Origin of the sequence: Streptomyces sp. NBC_00075, from assembly GCF_045041225.1 — a bacterium.
Taxonomy (GTDB): domain Bacteria; phylum Actinomycetota; class Actinomycetes; order Streptomycetales; family Streptomycetaceae; genus Streptomyces; species Streptomyces adonidis.
The window spans coordinates 3,820,220-3,840,242 of the sequence record NZ_CP108243.1 but is presented as its reverse complement, the minus strand read 5'-3'; the positions used below and the strand labels follow the sequence as shown (position 1 = coordinate 3,840,242).

The following is a 20,023-nucleotide window of genomic DNA, read 5'->3' as shown; positions in this document are numbered from 1 at the left end:
CGGGTGGGGGAAAGCGGAGTATCGCGTACGGGCACGCTGGCAGGCAAGACATGGCCATGCCACCGGACGCTCATGTCCCGCGTGGGTGTGTATGTACGGCCTCTCCGGCGAATCTCCTGGCTCACCTCACCTCTCACCGCAGCAGCGTCGCCGGACTCCCCCCGTTCGCCTCGTACCCCGCCACGGCCAGCGCGCGGTAGATCGCGAACTCGGCCGCCGGGTCGGCGGTGAGGGTCCAGGGGAGGGCGCCCACATGGCCGTCGACGTGCACCAGCTGGTTCATGGCCTCCGCCCAGCGCTCGGAGCGCACCAGGAAGAAGATCAGCAGATGGCGTACGTGGGCCAGCATCGGGTCGTCCGGGCGGGCCGCGTGGACGGCGAACAGCGCGCCGTGGACCGCCTTCGTCACGACCTCGCTCTGGTAGAAGCCGCTGACCAGGTTCACCTCGGGGAGATGCTCGAAGACCGCGAACAGGGGCATCGCCGCCAGCAGCGAGCCCTGCGGGGCCCGGGCCGCCGCCGCTTCCGCGAACGACATCGCCAGCTCGCGCGAGCCGTGCCACTTCTCGCACCAGTAGTGCAGGGCCGCGAGATGCGCCCCCATGTGGTCCGGCGCGCGGTCGAGGATCTTCAGCCAGAGCTGCTCGAACTCCGGCTGGGAGTACGCCAGTCCGCGTGCCACCGACAGCTCGACGATGTACGGGACCGGGTCACCGGGGGAGAGGAGCGCAGCCTCGCCGCACGCCGACCTCGCCTCCTCCATGATGATCCGGAACTCGTCCGTGCCGGGCGTCGACGTCCGCCACGCCTGCTGCACCAGGAACTCCGCGTGCACGGCCGCGCCGCCCGCGTCCTTCGGCGCCTCCGTCCGCCACACCCGCAGCCACTGCCCGCCCGGCGACTCGCTCACCCCGCCGGGGCGCTGCTGAAGCTCCAGCGACGCGGCGCCCGCGAAGGCCTGCACGCGCTGCCAGCGCCGCTCGCCGTCCTTCTCGGTGCCGACGAGCAGCTGCGACGCCGCTCTGTAGTCCTGCGAACGCTGCACGACGTCGAGGACATCGAGCAGATCCTGGTCGGGGCCGGGCATCCGGATGTCCAGCGCCTCCTGCCGGACGAACCCGTAGTTCGCCGGGTCCGCCGCGTCCGGGTCACCGGGCGAGACCTGCTGAATACCGGCACGGCTGCGCCGCACGAACGGCAGCACCACGAAGCCGAGCATGACCAGCGCCATCAGGACCCAGAGAATCTCCATGCCACAAGCGAACCAGACGGGTCTGACAATTGGCCAACCCGGCCCAGGACAAGGCCCACGGCTGCCCGGATTTCTTCGCCCCCGCCGCCCCTACCCGTTCCCATCCCTGGGGGCTGCGCCCCCAGACCCCCCTTTGTCCTCAAACGCCGGACGGGCTGACTATCCAGCCCCTCCGGCGTTTGAGGAGCGGGGGTTCGGGGGCGGAGCCCCCGAGGATGGGACGGGTAGGGGCGGCGGGGGCGAAACAAACCCTGCCTCGCCCCCCCCCCCCAGTGGCCGTCACCAATCCCGTGGGCGGACTACGCTCGGTGCACATGAGCGACAGGCACATCAGTCAGCACTTCGAGACCCTCGCGATCCACGCGGGCAACACCGCGGATCCCCTCACCGGCGCGGTCGTCCCGCCGATCTACCAGGTCTCGACCTACAAGCAGGACGGCGTCGGCGGGCTGCGCGGCGGTTACGAGTACAGCCGCAGCGCCAATCCGACCCGTACCGCCCTCGAAGAGAACCTCGCGGCCCTGGAGGGCGGTCGCCGCGGTCTCGCGTTCGCGTCCGGACTGGCGGCCGAGGACTGCCTGTTGCGTACGCTGCTCAGCCCCGGCGACCACGTGGTCATCCCCAACGACGCGTACGGCGGCACGTTCCGGCTCTTCGCGAAGGTCGTCGCCCGGTGGGGCGTCGAGTGGTCGGTAGCCGACACCAGCGACCCCTCCGCCGTACGGGCCGCGCTCACCCCGAAGACCAAGGTCGTCTGGGTCGAGACCCCCTCCAACCCGCTCCTCGGCATCACCGACATCGCCGCCGTCGCCCAGATCGCCCGCGAGGCCGGCGCCCGGCTCGTCGTCGACAACACCTTCGCCACGCCCTACCTCCAGCAGCCGCTGGCGCTCGGCGCGGACGTCGTCGTGCACTCGCTGACCAAGTACATGGGCGGCCACTCGGACGTCGTCGGCGGCGCGCTGGTCACCGGTGACCAGGAACTCGGCGAGGAACTGGCGTACCACCAGAACGCCATGGGCGCGGTCGCCGGGCCCTTCGACTCCTGGCTGGTGCTGCGCGGCGCCAAGACGCTCTCCGTCCGGATGGACCGGCACAGCGAGAACGCCACCAAGGTCGCCGACATGCTCACCCGGCACGCGCGCGTGACGCGCGTTCTGTACCCGGGGCTCCCGGAGCACCCCGGTCACGAGGTCGCCGCCAAGCAGATGCGGTCGTTCGGCGGCATGGTGTCGTTCCAGGTGCAGGGCGGCGAGGAGGCGGCCGTCGAGGTCTGCAACCGCGCCAAGGTGTTCACCCTCGGCGAGTCCCTCGGCGGCGTGGAGTCCCTGATCGAGCACCCGGGACGCATGACGCACGCCTCCGTCGCCGGGTCCGCCCTGGAGGTCCCGGGCGACCTCGTACGCCTCTCCGTGGGCATCGAGAACGTCGACGACCTCCTGGAGGACCTCCAGCAGGCCCTGGGCTAGATCCACGCGCTCGCGCGTCTCACCAGCCTGTCACGGGTGGAGTCGTCTCCGACGGCGGCTCCACCCAGGGCTGGACCGTCGCCGCCCACACGGTGAAGACGACCACCGCGACGGCCAGCAGCAGCCACATCAGCCGCCGTACCGCACGCCTGCGCCGCAGCATGCGGCTGCCACGCCGTACGACCTCCACGTACAGGTCGGGCGGCACCGGAGGCGGCGTGCCCTCCATGAGCCGCCGCGCGGCGGTCTCCCGGTCCCGGCGGCTCACGACGGCACCACCTTCCGCCCGGTCACTGCCGGCGCCGGGCTTCGCGGCGGGTGCAGCAGCGTCGCCGTCGCGCGGTCGCAGATCGCGTGCACCCGCTCCGTGGGCAGGCCGAGCAGCGCCGCCGTCTGCTCCTCGCCGACCCCCTCGTACAGCCGCAGGACCATGACCAGCCGCTGCTGCGGGGTGAGCACGGCCAGGGCGCTGCCGGGATGCGGGCGGGCCCGGCCGAGACCGCCGTACTGATGCCACGCCCCGCGCGCGAAGCGCACGGCCAGATACTGGCGGGCCCTGTCGTACGGGTCCTCGCCGCGCATCCGGTCCCAGCACGCGTACGTGTGGGCCAGGGCGTACGTCAGCAGGCGCCGCGCGCGCGGGTTGTCGTGCGGCGCCTCCGCCGTGAGCAGCGTGGCGGCGTGCAGCAGCCGGCCCGCCGCTCCCGCGACGAACGCCTCGAAGTCCCTGGCCCGGCCGGCACCCTGGGACACCTGCCGTTCTCGCACCGCGCCTCCCGCCGTACGACAAGGACCCGGTCTCATCTGAGGCCAGATGCCGCCCGCCGGTCAAGAGCCGGGAAGCACGCGGTGGTCAGGAGGCGGACTCCGGTTCCCCCACCGGGATGCCCTGGGCGGCCTGACGGGCCGAAAGCGCGGTGTTGAAGCGCGTGAGGAGCGTGCAGAACGCCTCGCGCTCCTGCGGCGACCACTCCTGCGTCAGCTCCGCCATCAACTGACGCCTCGACGACCGTACTTCCTCCAGCCGCGAGAGCCCGCGCGGGGACAGCTGGAGGACCACCGCGCGCCCGTCCTCGGGGTGCGAGGTGCGCTTGACGAGACCCGTGTCGACGAGCGGTGCCACCTGCCGGGTGACCGTCGACGAGTCGATGCCCATGCTCGCGGCGAGCGCCTTGACGCCCATCGGGCCTTCCTTGTCGAGGCGGTTGAGCAGCAGATACGCGGCGCGGTCCATCGAGTTGCGCACCTGCCCGACTCCCCCGAGCCGGGTCTGTTCGGCACGGCGCGCGAACACCGCGACCTCGTGCTGCAACGTGTCGAGGAGACCGGTGTCACCGACGGTCGTCATGTCCATCGACATTTCAGGTGTTGTGGGCATGGCCGGGGGCTCACTTCATGAAAGGGGGTGCTGGGTTGGGGGACAGGGTACGCGGCCGGAAGGCGGGCCGTACCGACGCTGCGGAAACCGGTCTCGGAGCTTGGTCACACCGCGAGTCCGCGCCTGTGAACTGCGAGACTTGAGTCATGAGCTACAGCACGGCTGACTCCTTGCACTCCCTCAGGCCTGTCACTCTCGACGACGTACGCGGTGCCCAGAAGATGCTCCTGGGCGTGGCGCGGATGACCGCGATGGAGGGCAGCAGGCATCTGACCCAGCTGGTGGGCGCGCCGGTGCACCTCAAGTGCGAGAACCTCCAGCGGACCGGATCCTTCAAACTGCGGGGCGCGTACGTCCGTATCGCGGGGCTGCTGCCCGAGGAGCGGGCCGCCGGTGTCGTCGCGGCCAGTGCCGGCAACCACGCGCAGGGGGTCGCGCTGGCATCGGCGCTGCTCGGAGTGCGTGCCACGGTGTTCATGCCGCAGGGCGCCCCACTGCCGAAGATCAGCGCCACCCGTGAGTACGGCGCCGAGGTGAGGCTGCACGGACAGGTCGTCGACGAGACGCTGGCCGCCGCCCAGGAGTACGCGGAGCGGACGGGCGCGGTGTTCATCCACCCCTTCGACCACGCCGACATCATCGCCGGGCAGGGCACGGTGGGCCTGGAGATCCTGGAGCAGTGCCCCGAGGTACGCACGATCGTCGTCGGGATCGGCGGCGGCGGTCTGGCCGCCGGGATCGCGGTCGCCGTGAAGTCGGTGCGGCCCGACGTACGGATCGTGGGCGTGCAGGCGGCGGGCGCCGCCGCGTATCCGCCCTCGCTGGCGGCCGGGCGGCCGGTGTCGATCCGCAACCCGGTCACGATGGCCGACGGGATCAAGGTCGGGCGGCCCGGCGAGGTGCCGTTCGGGATCATCGGCGAGCTGGTGGACGAGGTCCGCACGGTCAGCGAGGACGAGCTGTCGGCCGCGCTGCTGCTCTGCCTGGAGCGCGCCAAGCTCGTCGTGGAACCGGCGGGGGCGAGCCCGGTCGCGGCGCTGCTGAGCCAGCCGGGGGCCTTCGAGGGGCCGGTCGTCGCGGTGCTGTCCGGCGGCAACGTCGACCCGGTGCTGCTGGAGCGCATCCTGCGCCACGGCATGGCGGCACAGGGCCGCTACCTGGCGGTTCGGCTGCGTCTCACGGACCGGCCGGGCGCCCTCGCGACGCTTCTCGGGGTGTTGTCAGTGGTCGACGCTAATGTCCTCGACGTGGGCCATGTCCGGACCGATCCGCGACTGGGGCTCACGGAGGCGGAGGTCGAACTGCACCTGGAGACGAAGGGTCCGGAGCACTGCGCCGAGGTCGGACTGGCGCTGCGCGAGGCGGGTTACACCGTCATCGACTGAGGTCAGAGCCACAGTCTCACCCGGACGGGTGGCTCTGGAAAAAATGCATTGAGAGACGCGATACATCGCGTTATGGTGTGTGTCACGCCAGCACATTCGCACTCGGATTCTCCTCTTGCCCGCCGGGTGGAGCAAAGGAGAAAAATTTAGGCTTTTGCGGTAATCCCCAACGACGTGGAGACCTGATATGCCAGGCGCCATCTATGCCGAAGGCCTGGTGAAGACCTTCGGTGACGTAAGGGCTCTGGACGGCGTCGATCTGGACGTCCCGGAGGGCACGGTCCTCGGCCTGCTCGGGCCGAACGGAGCGGGCAAGACCACCACGGTCCGCTGTCTGACGACCCTGCTTCGGCCCGACCGCGGCTCGGCGGTCGTCGCGGGCATCGACGTTCTGAAGCACCCCGACGCCGTCCGCCGCTCGATCGGCCTCTCCGGCCAGTTCGCGGCGGTCGACGAGTATCTGACCGGCCGTGAGAACCTCCAGATGGTCGGTCAGCTGTACCAGATGAGGGCGAAGGCGGCGAAGGCCCGCGCGGTCGAACTGCTGGAGCAGTTCCATCTCGCGGACGCCGCCGACCGCCCCGCGAAGACCTACTCCGGAGGCATGCGCCGCCGGCTCGACCTCGCGGCGGCCCTGGTCGTCTCACCGCCGGTGATGTTCATGGACGAGCCGACGACCGGACTCGACCCGCGCAACCGCCAGCAACTGTGGGAGGTCATCAAGCAGTTGGTCTCCGGCGGGACGACACTGCTGCTGACCACCCAGTATCTGGAGGAGGCCGACCATCTCGCGCACGACATCGCGGTGGTCGACCACGGCAAGGTCATCGCCCGCGGCACCTCCGACCAGCTCAAGGCCCGCACCGGCGGCGAGCGCGTCGAGGTCGTCGTGCACGAGCGCGAACACATAGCGACCGCGTCAGAGGTGCTCAACGCCTTCGGCAAGGGCCAGGGCGAGGTCACCGTCGAGGAGCACATGCGCAAACTCACCGTGCCCGTCACCGGCGGCGCCAAGCTCCTCGCCGAGGTCATCCGGGAACTGGACACCCGCGGCATCGAGATCGACGACATCGGCCTGCGCCGCCCCACCCTCGACGACGTCTTCCTCTCCCTGACGGGCCACGTGGCCGAGGCCAAGGACGAGGAGAACGGCAAGCAAACCGGGAAACAGGGCGGGAAGCAGAGCGGAAAGGAGACCGTCAAGTGAGTGCCGTCACCGACGCGGTGCCCGTAGCGGCAGCCACGAACCCCTTCAGCCAGCTGGTCCGCGACTCACTGGTCGTTGCGAAACGGAACCTGATCCGGATGTCCAGAATCCCGGAGATGGTGATCTTCGGGCTCATCCAGCCGATCATGTTCGTGGTGCTGTTCGCCTATGTCTTCGGTGGCTCCATGAACATCGGCGGTTCCACGGACTCCAGCACCTACCGCGAGTTCCTGATGGCCGGCATCTTCGCGCAGACCGTCACCTTCGCCACAGCGGGTGCCGGTGCGGGCATCGCCGACGACATGCACAAGGGCCTCATCGACCGCTTCCGCTCCCTGCCCATGGCACGCGGCGCGGTACTGACCGGGCGGACGCTCGCCGACCTCGTCCAGACAGCGCTCACCCTGCTCGTGCTGGCTGTGGTGGCGCTGCTGGTCGGCTGGCGTACGCACACCAGCCTCGGTGAGGTGCTCGGAGCCTTCGGGCTGCTGCTCCTGGCGGGATACGCGTTCACCTGGATCGGTGCCCTGATCGGCCTGTCCGTGCGTACCCCCGAGGCGGCGACGTCCGGCGGACTGATCTGGCTCTTCCCGGTCACCTTCGTGTCGAACGCCTTCGTGGACTCCAGCCGGATGACCCCCTGGCTTCAGCACGTCGCCGACTGGAACCCGTTCAGCGCCACCGTGCAGGCCTGCCGCGTCCTGTTCGGCAACCCCGGCGTCTCGCCGTCGGACGCCTGGCCCATGCAGCACCCGGTGTGGGCCTCGGTCATCTACTCGGTCCTGATCGTCCTCATATTCAGGACTCTGGCGGTCCGCAAGTACCGCTCGGCCGCGGTGTGACGGCGCCCCGGGTATGACGAAGCCCCCGGCGTCGGGAGGGCGCCGGGGGCTCGCAAGGGCTGATGCGGGGGACGGTGAAGGTGTGGAGGCTCAGCTCTGGTAGGGCACGGCCTTCAGGATCTTCACGGAGGCGAGCTTGCCGTTCGGCAGTTCGTACTGGGCGTCCGAGCCGACCTTCTTGTCGCTCACTCCACGGCCCAGCGGGGACTGCGGGGAGTAGGTCTCGATGTCGGCGCTGGCGTACTCGCGGGAGGCGAGCAGGAAGGTCAGCGTGTCGTCCTCGTCGCCGTCGAAGGCGATGGTCACGACCATGCCGGGCGCGACCGCGCCGTTCGCCGCCGGAGCCTCGCCGACCTTCGCGTTCTCCAGGAGCTGGGTCAGCTGGCGCACACGGAGCTCCTGCTTGCCCTGCTCCTCCTTGGCCGCGTGGTACCCGCCGTTCTCGCGCAGGTCGCCCTCCTCACGCGCAGCGGCGATCTTGGCGGCGATCTCCGTGCGCGCAGGACCAGTAAGGTGCTCAAGCTCGTCCTTGAGCTTGTTGTACGCCTCCTGGGTCAGCCAGGTGACGTTCTCGCTGGTCTGGGTCACAGGTGCTCCTCGTAGGTACTGGGAATACAAAGCATCGCCCTACCCAGAAGAATGTTCCTTCTCGGATGGGCGAAACCACGAGCCTAACAATTCAGCGGCGGCAGGGGGAGGACATAAGCCATCAGAAAAACATCGACGCAGGTCAGCGCTTATGTGATGAGAGTGACCCCGATGACGGCCCTGGTCCAAGCCCTGGGCCAGGTTCTGGGGGAGTCCTCAGTCGGCGTGACAGCCGAGCAGCTCGGCCGTGGTGCCCTGGGACGTCGTACGGAGGGTGACGACCTGGTCGATCCGGGTGGCGTCGCCGTCGAAGCGGAAGTCGGCGCGGCCGACCTCGGCGCCGTTCTCGGCCTGGGAGCGGACCGTGCAGTAGCCGTTCGCGCCGGAGTCCTTGCGGACCTCCAGGTGAACCTTCACCGACGTGCTGTACGTCTTGAAGGTGATGATCTCGGCGCTGATCTTGTTGCCGACGACATAGTGGTAGCCGAACCAGCCGAGCACGACGAGCAGGACGGTTCCGAGTACCGCGGCGGCGACCCTGAGCCTGTGATCGGCGCGCTCGTCCGTGGAGCGGCCGTACCGTCCCTCGGGCGGTCGCGTGGTCGCCGTACTCATGATCGTCCTCTCCGCGAGGCCCCTGGAAAGCCGGGCCCCGGAATTATTGGCCGCTCGGTTCGGTCACTATAGAAGCCGCTCACTGCACCCGCTCACACCGGGCGCCGACTTACGAGGATTGAGTCTTGACTGACCAGCTGCGACTGATGGCCGTGCACGCGCACCCCGACGACGAGTCGAGCAAGGGTGCGGCCACCATGGCGAAGTACGTGTCCGAGGGGGTGGACGTGCTCGTCGTGACCTGCACGGGCGGGGAGCGCGGGTCCATCCTCAACCCGAAGCTGCAGGGCGACAAGTACATCGAGGAGCACATCCACGAGGTACGCAAGAAGGAGATGGACGAGGCCCGCGAGATCCTCGGCGTCAAGCAGGAGTGGCTCGGCTTCGTCGACTCCGGCCTCCCGGAGGGCGACCCGCTGCCCCCGCTCCCCGAGGGCTGCTTCGCCCTGGAGGACGTGGACAAGGCGGCCGGGGAGCTGGTCAAGCAGATCCGCTCGTTCCGCCCGCAGGTGATCACGACGTACGACGAGAACGGCGGGTACCCGCACCCCGACCACATCATGACCCACAAGATCTCGATGGTGGCCTTCGAGGGCGCGGCCGACACCGAGACCTACCCGGAGTCGGAGTACGGCCCGGCGTACCAGCCGCAGAAGCTGTACTACAACCAGGGCTTCAACCGCCCGCGCACCGAGGCGCTGCACAACGCGCTCCTGGAGCGCGGGATGGAGTCGCCGTACGCGGACTGGCTGAAGCGGTGGTCGGAGTTCGAGCGCACCGAGCGCACGCTGACCACGCATGTTCCGTGCGCGGAGTTCTACGAGATCCGCGACAAGGCACTGCTCGCGCACGCCACCCAGATCGACCCCGACGGGGGCTGGTTCCGGGTGCCGCTGGAGATCCAGCGGGAGGTCTGGCCGACCGAGGAGTACGAGCTGGCGAAGTCGCTCGTGGACACTTCCCTCCCCGAGGACGACCTCTTTGCGGGCATCCGCGACAATGCCTGACATGAGCGCAAGCGCAAGCCTGGCAATGACGCATCTCGTCCCGTTCGCCGCGGAGGTCGACGAGGACAAGGTGACCCCCGGTGTCCTCGGCTTCATCGTGTTCGCGGTGATGGCCCTCGCGGTGTGGGGCCTGATGAAGTCGATGAACAAGCAGATGGGCAGGATCGACTTCAAGGAACCCACGGACCCGAAGGGCGTCTCCGAGGAGACCCCGGCCGACCCCAAGACCCGGCAGGGCTGACGCGAGCTGCGGAGCCCGCCCGCGCTGTGCCTCCCTCTCACCGGCTGTGGTCGGCCAGGGACAGCAGCAGATGGGCGGACTCCGGCCGCAGATGGTCCGAGTGGGCACCCGCGGGGCCGTGCCCGCGCACGAAGACGTCGCTCGCGTCGACACTGACGAAGCGGTGGTCGAGGGCGGCCAGCGGGTACGGCTCGTCCGGTGACAGCATGCGGATCGTGGAGACCGGGGCGGGTGCGGTGCCGATGCCCGCGTAGCCGATACCGGCCCGCTTCTCGGCACGCAGGTGCCAGAACCCGGTGGCCCGGTCGTGCTGTGAGTACGTCGCCACGACCGGACCGCGCAGCGGGGCTCCGGCAAGTGCGGTGAACGTGTTCGCGAAGGCGTCACGGGGCGCCGCCATCTGCAACAGCAGCATCGAGTCGACGGTGAACGGCCGGCCGGCCGGGCTCGGCGTGCTCCAGCCCAGGGTGAGCGGCTCCTCCCGCGCCGACCACTGGACGGCCTCGCACAGCAGCCGGCAGCCGAAGGAGTGCCCGACCAGGTGCAGATACTGTCCGTCGCGGTTGGCGAGCACCGGTGGGGCGGCCGGGTCGGTGCGGTGGGCGTCCAGGTAGCCGAGGAGACGGCCGATGACGTGTGCCGCGTGCCCCTGCGTACTCATGGCGTGTGCCCGGTCCCGGATGCGGCGGTAGCCGCCGAGTGAGGGAAGCGAGCGGGAGGGCCAGCGGACGAGGACGGTCCAGGGGCGCCAGGGCTTGAGACGGGGATAGCGCGCGCTGTCGTGCTGCGTCTGCGCCTCCGCCAGTGCGAGCAGTCGGTGCACGGAGGTGAGTGCGGACTCCGGCGAGGTCTGCCAGCCGTGCGCGTAGACGAGCAGGTCCGTGGCCCAGGGCGGTGGAGCCAGCTCCTCGGCGAAGTGGGCGTCGAGACGGTGTGCGGGGACGGGTCGGAGGCCGCTGGGAGTGTCTTCCATGAGCCACCCGTCGGGGGCCAGGTCGACGACACGGATGTCGGCGCGGCTCAGGCTCATGAGGTCACATCCGCCGGCTCGGCTCGTTCCAGCCGGCTGTCCATGCCGCAGTGCAGGGCGTAGGCGAAGCCGAGCGGGTTGTGGAACTCGTCGGCGAAGTGGCGGGCGACGGCGTGGGCGATCGTACCGGCGGTCTCCCCGCCGGTCAGATAGCGGCTGAGGAACTCCAGGGCGTACTCGGCGGCGAAGACCTGCGGTATCTCCATCTGCGGGCCCAGGATGCCGCGGGCGCCCGTCTCGATGAGGGCGCGGCCGAGGTAGGCGAGGTCGGCGTTGCCGGGGAGGCCCGCGAAGCAGGCGTTGAGCAGGACGAACGGACGGAAGGGCGCGCATTCGTGGCGGGGCGGCCGGTGGGCGCGCACGGTGTAGGCGTCGATGGGCTTCTGGTCGGTCAGCTTCAGCACGAGATACGGCGGTTCGGGTTCGGCCGGCTCGAACTGGCCGTGGCACCAGAAGTACATCAGCTGCTCGTCGAGGGCGGTGTCCTGGAGCGCCTCCTCCAGCTGCGGCCGGGTCGTCCGCTCGGTCAGGGCGCCGCCCCGGGCGAGCACGGACGCGACCTCGGTGGCTCTGGTCCTGCGGTGCCGGTCGACGAAGGTGTCGTGGTTGAGGCTCACGGCCGGTACCGCGGGCGCCGGGCGCTCGCGTCCGTCGGGGACCGTCGTGTAGAAACCGCCGCCGGTCTGCTCGATCCGGTGCCGGTGGCCGAGGAAACGCCGGAACACCCCCGGGAATCCGGGCTCGTCCGTCGCGTCGGGCGGCAGGCACAGCATCGGCCACGGCACGAAGAGGTCGGAGTCGAAGCGGACGCGGAGCGGTTCGTCCGCGCGCAGCACCTCGTTGAGGAACCCGCGGAACAGCTTCACCGGCTCACTGTCCCCGCCCAGCAGGACGTCGAACAGCAACTGGGTCCCGTATGCGGCGAGTTGGGACACCGCAGCCAGGAGCTCGTCCGCCGGCTCGGCCGTCAGGTCCACGAGCGTCGCGTACGGGAAGGCCGGGCGGCCGGGCGCGGGACGGCCAGACTCGTCGAGGGGCTGTACGTCGACGAACTCGTCCTTCCACATACGGCGCAGCCGCGCGGTCACGGCGGCGACCTCCCGGGGTTTCGCCTCCAGGAGGGTCTTGTGCTCGGTGCCGCTCAGCGCGGGGACCGCGGCGCCGTGCATCCGGGCCAGGATGCGGCCTTGGCCGTACGTGTCGAAACCGACGACCAGGTCGGGCGGCTGGACCCGGGTGGGCAGCCGGGTGAAGCCGTCGCTCGGGTCCTGGACGACACGTACGGGCAGGTCGCGGGCCACCTGGTCAGGCCCTCCCTTCGGAGACGGGCGGCGGGGCGACAGGGGGCACGGTCGCTGAGGGGTCGGTGACGTCGAACTCCGTCTCCACCTGCTGGAGGACCGTGCGGGACTGCGCGTGCTCGATGGTGAACCGGATGCGGTGGCGGCCGGGGGTGTGCGGGACGAAGCGGAAGTGCGCGTCTGCGCCGATGGGTATGGAGTGCGCCGGTTCGATGTCGGAGTCGGTCAAGGGGGTTGCGCGTGCGGTCAGTTGGGACCAGAGGTCTTCCGGTGCGGACCATTGCGGATGATCTGGGCCGGGTACGACGAGCAGACTGAGGTGGGTGGGCCTGCCGACCGTCGGAGGGCGCCTGCCCAGGAGTGTCAGGCGGACGCGGGATGCCGTGAGCGGGAGGTCCGCGGGGAGGGTGTCGTCGGTGAAGGCGCCTGGTTCGGGGGCGAGGTGGCGGAGGGTGTGGGGGAGGGTGACCTGCCCGGTGTTCCAGTCGATGCCGTCGAGGATGCGGCGCGGATAGAGCCCGGTGAGTGTCCGTATCGCCAGTTCGCGACGGCTGCCTGGGAGGAGCCCGTTGCGCAGGACGGACACCAGTCGCGCGCCCGTGATGTCGTCGATCGCCTCGAAGCCGAGCTGGGCCTTGTCCAGCCATGCCGAGGTGCCCGGCAGGGACTGGCTCCTGCGCGGGTGGAGGGCCAGTTGGAGCTGAGTCCAGGCCTGTCCGCCGGCGCATCCGGCTTCGGCGAAGGCTTCCAGCGCCTGGTGAAGTTGTGCCGAGCCACTCCGGAGTGTCGTCGGCGCCAGGTGGTGCAGGGCCCAGGCGCGTCCCAACCGGTCCGGCAGGGACTCGAAGGACTTCAGCGCCCGCTCCAGCGCTCTGGACGCCGTCTCCGGCTGTCCGGCATCCGCGTACGCCACGCCCAGCAGCAGCGTCGCCCACGCCTCGCCGCGTACGTCGCCGCATCTCTGGTGGGCCGAGGGTGCCTCCTGGAGTTCTTCCAGCGCCATCACCTCTGCCAGTACGTCGAGTTCCTGGCCCTGCAACAGCATTGCGACCCGGCGCAGTTCGGTGTTCGCCCAGGTGGCTCCCAGTACGTCGCCCACGTCGCGGAACGTGTGCCAGGCCGCTTCGAGTCGCTTGCGGGCCTCCTCCAGGTCCCAGCGCATCAGCCGCAGCCGGCCGTAGTGGAAGACGGCCCAGGCCTCGCCACGTCGGTCGCCGCGCACCTGGTGGGTCTCGATCGCCCGGCGCAACAGCGGCCCTACGGCGTGCAGTTCGCCCCGGTCGGTGCGGATCGCGGCGCGGATGTGCAGGGCCCAGCCGTCCGGGCGGCCGGTGAGGAGGGTGTCGAGCGTGGACTCGGCCTCGTGCAGCAGGCCCATGTGGTGCTGGGTGAGGGCGAGTTCACGGATGGCGTCCTCGGTGTCGACGCCCGCCAGCGTTCGGGCCGCGGCTTCCGGTTGCCCTGCGTGCCGGACGGCCATGGCCAGCGGGACGGTGAGCGCGCTGTCGTCGCCACCCGCGCGCCTCAGCCCCGCCTTGAGCATCAGCAGGGGTAGCAGGGCCCCTTCGACGGCCAGTTGGCGTGCCAGCCGGCCGGTGAAGTCGGGAGGGTCCAGCGTCCCGGCGCGCGCGAGGCGCAGCGCGAGGTCGACCGTGGGCTCGGCCGCCTCGCCCAGTTCGCCGGGCTCGTCGATCAGGGAGCGGGCCAGGGTCGTGTCCAACAGGTCCGAGCCGGAACGGCGGTTGTGGCGACCGTGGTACCGGTGGATCTCGTTGCGTACCGGGAGTCGTACTTCGTACCAGCCGGGGCGGGTCTGTTGCAGCAGTTGGTGTTCGTGCAGCCGCTCGATCGACTGGCGCATCTCCGAGACGGTGATCCGGTCGCCGAACAATGGCATGTCCGGTGAGAACTCACCTCCTTGCCAGGAGACGAGAGTGTCCATCAACGCGGCGTCCTGCTCTGTCAGTTGCGCGTAGCGCGCCGCGACCCACTCGCGGGGGGAAAAATCGTCGAGCGGGGTTATCTCGTGGCGCACGATGTCCGGAACCTCGTCCCACGGCGCGCCGTGGGACCTGGCCGTCACGATCAGGTTGTGGGGAGTGTCCCTGAACAGGTCGGTGACCAACCTCAGAAGTACTCGCCCGGGGGTCCCTTCTGTCAGGGCGTCGAGCACGAACAGCGACGGTATGGCATTGGGCCAGTTCCCGCGGGCTGCGTATGCCAGAGAGACCAGGTTCGTCAGTCTGCCCAGGAGTGCGTCGCACAGGTCGCCGGGCGGCATCTCCCCCGCCCGCCGGAGCAGTCGCAGCAGCACCTGCTCCGGATCACTTCTGCGGTAGCCCAGCGCCAGCCAGTGGACGGGTATGTCGTGGGACGCCCCGAACTCGGTGGCAAGCCTCCGCGCCAGCGTCGACTTCCCCGCGCCCGGCGGACCGTGGAGCACGAGGACGCGTCGCCCGCCCGGAGCCGACAACTCCTCCAGGACAGACCCCAGTTGCAGCATTTCGATGTCCCGCGCCGCCCCCGGCAGCCACTCACTCACCCGCGCTCCCCCTCCTTCCGACCGCCGGGCCCCGGATCCCGTACCCCTCAGGAAGCCGCCGCCACCGCCACGCCCATGATCTCCCGCGCATGCCTCCCCGGGATCATCCCCAACCGCCAAGCCTGCCACCCTGATTCGAGTCTCACACCGCGCTCCAGGAGAAGCTGGTAGGCCTCGGCGAAGTCGTCGAGTTTCTCGTCGCGGGACGGGTGGCGGGCGCGGACGAGCTGGGACAGCTCCTCCTGGGCGACCGCTGTGCCGATCTCGACGCCGCCGGGGGCCGCGTACGGCAGCAGGGTGCAGCGCAGGAAGCGGGCCCAGTCCTCGCCGCGTCGGTCGCCGTACGAGGTGAACAGGGCGATCGCCTCGTCGCACAGGGCCAGTGCCTGCTGGGTGCGGGCGTTGCCCGCGTCGACCACCGCCAGTTCCAGGCAGGTCCAGGCCTCGCCGTGGGCCACCCCGATGCGCTGGAAGTCGGCGCGCGCGTCGACCAGGAGTTGCCGGGCGAAGCCCGAGTTGCGCAGGGAGCCCGTCTGGACGGCCCGCTGGTCCCGGGTGACACGGGCCGAGTGATGGCGGGCGCAGGCGAGGCCGTAGACGTCGCGGATACGGGAGAACATCGTGCGGGAACGTTCCAGCTCGCGGACCGCGAGATCCAGGTTGCCCGTCTCCTCCAGGGACTGGCCCAGGTAGTAGACCGACCAGGCCTCCCCGCGCGCGTCCTCGTTGTCCCGGTGGACCGAGGCCGCCTGGCGCAGCCCGTCCACCGCCGCCGACGCGTCCCCGGCGACCAGCCGGGCCCGCGCCAGCTGCGTCAGCGCCCAGGCCTCGCCACGGGCGTCGCGCGTACGGCCGTACAGATCGAGGGCCGTGCGCAGTTCGGTCTCGGCGCGCGGTACGTCGCCCATGCGCAGGCCCAGCTGGCCGAGCTGGAAGTGGGCCCACGCCTCGCCGTGGATCGACTCGCCCGCGCGGTGCAGGACCAGGGAACGGGTCAGCAGGTCCCACGCCTGGGCGAGGCGGGAGCGGTCGCGTTCGACGGCGGCGAGGGCGTGCATCGTCCAGGCGCGGTCGGTCGCCAGTTCGGGGGCCTGCTGGAGATCCAGGGCCTCCTGGAGCTTGGCCGCCGCCTCGACCAGGTTGCCCTGGTGGTGCAGTGTGATGCCGAGCGAGCACAGGGCCCGGGCGGCGCCCGCGTCGTGATGGGCCTCCATGTACAGCTCGACGACCGAGGTGAGCGTGGTGCGCGCCTTGTCCAGCTCGCCCAGCTGACGGGCGGCGATGCCCGTACGCCACTGCACCGAACGCACCAGCAGCCCCTGGTCGACGGACTCGGCCAGCTCGCTGATCTCACCGAGCCGGTAGAGGTCGCCGCGCAGCAGGCAGTAGTCGCACAGGGCGCCGAGGAGATTGAGTACGGCGGCCTGGTTGACGCCCTCCGCGTGCCGCAGGGTCGCCGTGATGAAGCTCGACTCGTCGTCCAGCCAGCGCAGCGCCTCGTCGAGGGAGGTGAAGCCGTGCGGGCTGAAGCGGTCCGAGCGGGTCGACATGTTGCCGTCGACCAGCCGCAGCACCGAGTCGGCCAGCTCGCCGTAGTTCACGATGAGACGTTCCTGCGCGGCCGTGCGCTCGGCCGGCTGCTCCTCGTCCAGGAGACGGGCCTGCGCGAAGGCGCGGACCAGGTCGTGCAGTCGGTAACGGCTGCCCCGGACATGGTCGATCAGACCGGCGCGGGCGAGCGCGTCGAGCTGCCGGGTCGCCTCGCCCTGGTCGGTGCCGAGGAGGGACGCGGCCGCGGCGGTGCCGAGCGAGGCGCGTCCCGCCAGCGCCAGCCTGCGCAGCAGCCGCCGGGCCTGCTCCGACTGGTCGGTGTAGCGCAGCCACAGCACCCGCTCGACCGGCTCCACGGGGCCGTACGCGCCGAGGTCCGCCGCCAGCCGACGCGGGCTGCGCGGGCCGAGCGCGGAGCCGGCGATGCGCAGCGCGAGCGGTAGCCCGCCGCACAACTCCCGTATGCGGGCGGCGGATTCGGCGTCGGGGGGCCCTGCCTGCTGCTGCGCGGACGCGCTGAGCAGTTCGTCGCTGCCCGCCGCGTCCAGGGACTCGACGGGCAGCTGATGGACCCAGAAGGGCAGGTCGGCCGGGAGGTCGAGGGGCTGTCGGGTGGTGGCGATGACGAGGCTGTCGGAGCGCTCCGGGATGAGGGTGCGGACCTGCTCGGGGTCCTGGGCGTCGTCCAGGACGATGGTCACCGGGACCCTGGTGAGATGCTGGTGGTACAGCTCGCCCAGCCTTCTGACCTGCTGGTCCGGTGACGAACGCTCACGGAAGAGCAGCTGTTCGCGGGAGGCGCCGAGCCGGTTCAGGAGGTGCAGGAGGGCGTCGCGGGTGGGCAGCGGCGGCTCCTCCTGGCTGTCGCCGCGCAGATCCACCACGCAGGCGCCCCGGAACTGGTCCCGCAGATCGTGCGCCGCGTGGATCGCCAGCGCGCTGCGGCCACTGCCGGACGCGCCGTGCAGGACGACCAGGGTCGGCCGGGTCTCCGTACTCGCCCGGGCCGCGTGCACCCACTGCCGGATCCGGGCCAGCTCCTGCCGCCGGCCCGCGAACGGCTCGTCCGGGTCCGGGAGTTGGGCGAACGACTGCTCGAGGACGCTACGGCTGCGGGCCGCCGCGCTCTTGTCGGTGCCGCGCAGCCTCGGCCCCGACTTCTTCGGCCCGGTGGACGCGCTGAGCACCCGCTGCTGGTCGAGGAACGGGCGGATACCGCGTACCTCCAGCGCCGTCAGCCAGGTCAGCCGCAGCTGCTCGGGACCGCCGGGCTGGCTCACGGCACCGGCGCGATGGTGGGCGGCGGGGAGGTGGGAGGCGGTCACCTTGAGGACGGTCGCGGCGGCGCCGACGACGCCGACGGTGAGCGCCGCGCCGGCGGCGGTGCCTGCGCCGGTGCCGAGCGCGAGGTCGGCGATGCCAGCGGCCAGGGCGGCAACGGCCGCCACCAGCAAGGGAGTTCCGGCGCCCTCACGGGCGTACCGTTGCCCGAACGTGAGCTGTCCGGCCCTCGCCTCGTCGAGCGCCCGCGTGTACGCCTCGTACTCCTCCGCGGACGACTGCGCCATGGCGTCCAGCGCGCCGCGCGCCCGCGTGAGCAGCACGCCCCCGTCGGTACGTCCACCGGACCGGCGCACCTCTTCCTCCACGGCCCGGACCAACAGCCGCTCGGCTTCCGCCCGGTGGCTGTCCCGCATGGTGTGTCCCCCTCTGGCAACGACGGCTTTCCCGTCGTCAAGTGTGCTGCGGATAGGGCGTGGAGGGGAGAGGGCCGAGCGATCACGCGGCAGAGTTTCTGGTTTCACAGGCTTCCGGAACCGCAGCGTTCGCTCGGTTGAGTGACTGGTCCTACCTCTTTCTTGGAAGATGGACAGCAACGGACCAATGGCTGCGTAGGGTCCCTCTTGGAGGCAAAGGGGGGGATTGCGGTGCGAGACGATCACGTGACGCTGATCGAGTTGGGGTTCAGTTCTCACGAACTGGGGGAGATGGGGCTGGACAAGCCCGTAACGGCGGAACCAGCCGGGCTTATGGACGCCTACCTGCGGCGGAGCGGCAAGAAGGAAGACCTGGCCACCCTTCGGGGGCACCTGCGAGACCTTGTGTGCTGGGCGCGGGCAGAGGGACTCCAGATCCGGCATGTCTGGTTCGAGCAGCTTTCGGCATCCAAGACCCACGTACGGCGGCGGGAGTTCGAGAAGGCCACGCAAGCGGTCATGGACGGGAAGTCCAAGACGCTTGGTGTATGGAAGACCGACCGTTTCGACAGGCGTGGCATGGGTGCGGTGGGCCGGATGCTGGACGAATTCGACCGTAGGAAGTCGCGCCTTGTGTCCGTCTCGGAAGGACTGGACTCGGCGAGGGGCGGACGCCTGGTCTTCGCGATTCTGAGCGAGCGTGCCAGAGACGAAGCGAAGGACATGGCGAAGCGTGTCAAGGCAGGCCATGACGCGCACAAGGCGGAAGGCCGACGAGGAACGGGCAAACCTCCGTTCGGGCTCTACAGCGCGCAGGGAAGCGGTCGTGTCGAACCCCATCCGGACGAGTACGAGACGGCCCGCAGACTGGCGAGTCTGCTGCTGGACAGGAAGACGACGCAGGAGACAGCTCACCGACTGAACGAGGAGGGCCATCGGACGCGGAGCGGGGCAAGTTGGTCTCCGACCGCGGTGAGCAAACTTGCTCAGTCTCCGCTCTTCGCGGGTATGGTCCCGGTCCGCCGACGGGTGGCCGACGAACATGGGAACCTCCTTGACCGCTGGGAGGGCTACGGATCACCCCTGCGTGACCCACGGGGCGAGATCGTCATGTGCGGAACGGGGGTTGTGACCCCGGACGAGTGGTTCCGGATCAAGGCGCTCATCGCCGGAAGGACCGATGAGCGCTGGGCGAAGGCGAAACCGGGAACCAGGTATCTCGGTACGGGAAGCTACCGATGCGGGCGAAGGCGGGACAAGAACGGCACCGGGGAACTCGAAGTGTGCGGTGGCTTCATGAACCACCGTGGCGGGCGTTATCGGTGCGAAGTCAGGCAGACACGCGGTAAATACATCTGTGAGGGTGTGGTGACTCTCGCTGAACGAATTGACCACGCGGTTGGGGATGCATGGGTCGAACACATCACCACCCTTGAGCCGGACGACCCGGTGATCGCAGAGATCGCCCGTCGATGGGCCGCTTTCCTGACCCCGGAGGTGCAGGTGAAGAGGGAGGAGACGCGGAACGCTCTGGAGGCCGCCCAGAGGCGGGTGGAGAAGCTTGAAGAAGACTTCTATGTCTACGGCAAGATCGATGAGGAACGCTTCGAGGAGCTGAGCGAGGGGCAACGCACTGTCATCGAAGCCACGGTCGCGACTCTGGCCGCGCTGGAAGCTGAAGCCGTTCCGCCAGCCGCCGCGCGGATCGACACACTGAGAGAAGCGTGGGCAGGGGCGGACATGGCCGACAGGCGAACGCTGCTGAGGTGCTCACTCGGAGACAAGGGTGTCACGGTCAAGCCAGCGGCCCGCCAAGGGGACCCCACCCCGATCCTGGAGCGGCTGGAGTTCGACTGGCTCTCGAAGACGACTCCGCCTCCAGAAACGTGAGGTGGAGTTCTGGCGCCGGGCAGTCCTG

17 protein-coding genes are annotated in these 20,023 nt (G+C 70.1%); 7 read left to right on the top strand and 10 right to left on the bottom strand.

Annotation, left to right across the window (positions count from 1 at the left end; translation table 11 throughout):
• Positions 1 to 133: 133 nt before the first annotated feature.
• Positions 134 to 1,252, bottom strand: coding sequence for a hypothetical protein (locus tag OG787_RS16375; RefSeq protein WP_369037254.1), 1,119 nt, complete (start codon positions 1,250 to 1,252; stop codon positions 134 to 136).
• Between the two features lie 314 nt (positions 1,253 to 1,566).
• Here OG787_RS16375 and OG787_RS16370 point away from each other — a divergent pair, with 314 nt between their 5' ends.
• Positions 1,567 to 2,721, top strand: a complete 1,155-nt coding sequence (locus tag OG787_RS16370) for a cystathionine gamma-synthase (RefSeq protein WP_405535595.1) — start codon at positions 1,567 to 1,569, stop codon at positions 2,719 to 2,721.
• Between the two features lie 19 nt (positions 2,722 to 2,740).
• Here OG787_RS16370 and OG787_RS16365 read toward each other — a convergent pair whose 3' ends face one another.
• From OG787_RS16365 to OG787_RS16355, 3 genes are all read right to left on the bottom strand, one after another.
• Positions 2,741 to 2,989: a hypothetical protein gene (locus OG787_RS16365; protein WP_369036042.1), complete on the bottom strand. Its 249-nt coding sequence runs from the start codon at positions 2,987 to 2,989 to the stop codon at positions 2,741 to 2,743.
• A complete protein-coding gene (locus OG787_RS16360) occupies positions 2,986 to 3,489 on the bottom strand; it encodes a sigma factor-like helix-turn-helix DNA-binding protein (RefSeq protein ID WP_369036043.1) in 504 nt (167 codons plus the stop codon). The genes OG787_RS16365 and OG787_RS16360 overlap by 4 nt, the downstream gene beginning before the upstream one ends.
• Positions 3,490 to 3,574: 85 nt before the next feature.
• Positions 3,575 to 4,081: a MarR family winged helix-turn-helix transcriptional regulator gene (locus OG787_RS16355; protein ID WP_369036044.1), complete on the bottom strand. Its 507-nt coding sequence runs from the start codon at positions 4,079 to 4,081 to the stop codon at positions 3,575 to 3,577.
• Positions 4,082 to 4,245: 164 nt separating this feature from the next.
• Here OG787_RS16355 and ilvA point away from each other — a divergent pair, with 164 nt between their 5' ends.
• The 3 genes from ilvA to OG787_RS16340 all read left to right on the top strand — a co-directional run bounded on the left by ilvA (position 4,246) and on the right by OG787_RS16340 (position 7,533).
• Positions 4,246 to 5,484: a threonine ammonia-lyase gene (gene ilvA, locus OG787_RS16350; RefSeq protein WP_369036045.1), complete on the top strand. Its 1,239-nt coding sequence runs from the start codon at positions 4,246 to 4,248 to the stop codon at positions 5,482 to 5,484.
• 187 nt (positions 5,485 to 5,671) lie between these two features.
• Positions 5,672 to 6,691: an ATP-binding cassette domain-containing protein gene (locus OG787_RS16345; RefSeq protein WP_405535594.1), complete on the top strand. Its 1,020-nt coding sequence runs from the start codon at positions 5,672 to 5,674 to the stop codon at positions 6,689 to 6,691.
• Positions 6,688 to 7,533: an ABC transporter permease gene (locus OG787_RS16340; RefSeq protein ID WP_405535593.1), complete on the top strand. Its 846-nt coding sequence runs from the start codon at positions 6,688 to 6,690 to the stop codon at positions 7,531 to 7,533. The genes OG787_RS16345 and OG787_RS16340 overlap by 4 nt, the downstream gene beginning before the upstream one ends.
• Positions 7,534 to 7,623: 90 nt before the next feature.
• Here the strand turns inward: OG787_RS16340 and greA are convergent, their stop codons facing one another.
• The gene (gene greA / locus OG787_RS16335; RefSeq protein ID WP_235475228.1) at positions 7,624 to 8,121 is read right to left on the bottom strand and encodes a transcription elongation factor GreA; all 498 of its coding nucleotides are present in this window, start codon (positions 8,119 to 8,121) and stop codon (positions 7,624 to 7,626) included.
• 216 nt (positions 8,122 to 8,337) lie between these two features.
• Positions 8,338 to 8,736 carry a DUF4307 domain-containing protein gene (locus tag OG787_RS16330; RefSeq protein WP_235475227.1) on the bottom strand — a complete coding sequence of 133 codons (399 nt, stop codon included), beginning with the start codon at positions 8,734 to 8,736 and terminating at the stop codon, positions 8,338 to 8,340.
• 146 nt (positions 8,737 to 8,882) lie between these two features.
• On the opposite strand from OG787_RS16330, the gene mca reads away from it, so the two are divergent.
• Together mca and OG787_RS16320 are read left to right on the top strand one after the other, a co-directional pair.
• Positions 8,883 to 9,743, top strand: a complete 861-nt coding sequence (mca, locus tag OG787_RS16325) for a mycothiol conjugate amidase Mca (RefSeq protein WP_369036079.1) — start codon at positions 8,883 to 8,885, stop codon at positions 9,741 to 9,743.
• Positions 9,736 to 9,984 (top strand): hypothetical protein, encoded by a 249-nt coding sequence (locus OG787_RS16320; protein ID WP_369036048.1) that lies wholly within the window; start codon positions 9,736 to 9,738, stop codon positions 9,982 to 9,984. The genes mca and OG787_RS16320 overlap by 8 nt, the downstream gene beginning before the upstream one ends.
• Positions 9,985 to 10,021: 37 nt before the next feature.
• On the opposite strand, the gene OG787_RS16315 is transcribed toward OG787_RS16320, so the two are convergent.
• Genes OG787_RS16315 through OG787_RS16300 form a run of 4 tightly spaced genes read right to left on the bottom strand, consistent with a single transcriptional unit; the run spans position 10,022 to position 18,105 of the window.
• On the bottom strand, positions 10,022 to 11,014 hold the full coding sequence (locus OG787_RS16315; protein WP_405535592.1) for a hypothetical protein: 993 nt from the start codon (positions 11,012 to 11,014) through the stop codon (positions 10,022 to 10,024).
• Positions 11,011 to 12,315, bottom strand: coding sequence for a CHAT domain-containing protein (locus OG787_RS16310; protein ID WP_405535591.1), 1,305 nt, complete (start codon positions 12,313 to 12,315; stop codon positions 11,011 to 11,013). Before OG787_RS16310 ends, OG787_RS16315 begins: the two co-directional genes overlap by 4 nt.
• A 4-nt stretch (positions 12,316 to 12,319) precedes the next feature.
• On the bottom strand, positions 12,320 to 14,857 hold the full coding sequence (locus OG787_RS16305; RefSeq protein WP_405535590.1) for a hypothetical protein: 2,538 nt from the start codon (positions 14,855 to 14,857) through the stop codon (positions 12,320 to 12,322).
• Positions 14,858 to 14,904: 47 nt separating this feature from the next.
• Positions 14,905 to 18,105: a tetratricopeptide repeat protein gene (locus OG787_RS16300; RefSeq protein ID WP_405535589.1), complete on the bottom strand. Its 3,201-nt coding sequence runs from the start codon at positions 18,103 to 18,105 to the stop codon at positions 14,905 to 14,907.
• Positions 18,106 to 18,351: 246 nt separating this feature from the next.
• Here OG787_RS16300 and OG787_RS16295 point away from each other — a divergent pair, with 246 nt between their 5' ends.
• Positions 18,352 to 19,995 (top strand): recombinase family protein, encoded by a 1,644-nt coding sequence (locus OG787_RS16295; protein WP_369036053.1) that lies wholly within the window; start codon positions 18,352 to 18,354, stop codon positions 19,993 to 19,995.
• Positions 19,996 to 20,023: the final 28 nt, after the last annotated feature.

Excerpts from the sequence above, each read along its gene's own strand:
- OG787_RS16375 (WP_369037254.1), bottom strand. The coding sequence starts at position 1,252 with ATGGAGATTCTCTGGGTCCTGATGGCGCTGGTCATGCTCGGCTTCGTG.
- OG787_RS16370 (WP_405535595.1), top strand. The coding sequence starts at position 1,567 with ATGAGCGACAGGCACATCAGTCAGCACTTCGAGACCCTCGCGATCCAC.
- OG787_RS16355 (WP_369036044.1), bottom strand. The coding sequence starts at position 4,081 with ATGTCGATGGACATGACGACCGTCGGTGACACCGGTCTCCTCGACACG.
- ilvA (WP_369036045.1), top strand. The coding sequence starts at position 4,246 with ATGAGCTACAGCACGGCTGACTCCTTGCACTCCCTCAGGCCTGTCACT.
- OG787_RS16345 (WP_405535594.1), top strand. The coding sequence starts at position 5,672 with ATGCCAGGCGCCATCTATGCCGAAGGCCTGGTGAAGACCTTCGGTGAC.
- OG787_RS16330 (WP_235475227.1), bottom strand. The coding sequence starts at position 8,736 with ATGAGTACGGCGACCACGCGACCGCCCGAGGGACGGTACGGCCGCTCC.
- mca (WP_369036079.1), top strand. The coding sequence starts at position 8,883 with ATGGCCGTGCACGCGCACCCCGACGACGAGTCGAGCAAGGGTGCGGCC.
- OG787_RS16320 (WP_369036048.1), top strand. The coding sequence starts at position 9,736 with ATGCCTGACATGAGCGCAAGCGCAAGCCTGGCAATGACGCATCTCGTC.
- OG787_RS16315 (WP_405535592.1), bottom strand. The coding sequence starts at position 11,014 with ATGAGCCTGAGCCGCGCCGACATCCGTGTCGTCGACCTGGCCCCCGAC.
- OG787_RS16300 (WP_405535589.1), bottom strand. The coding sequence starts at position 18,105 with ATGCGGGACAGCCACCGGGCGGAAGCCGAGCGGCTGTTGGTCCGGGCC.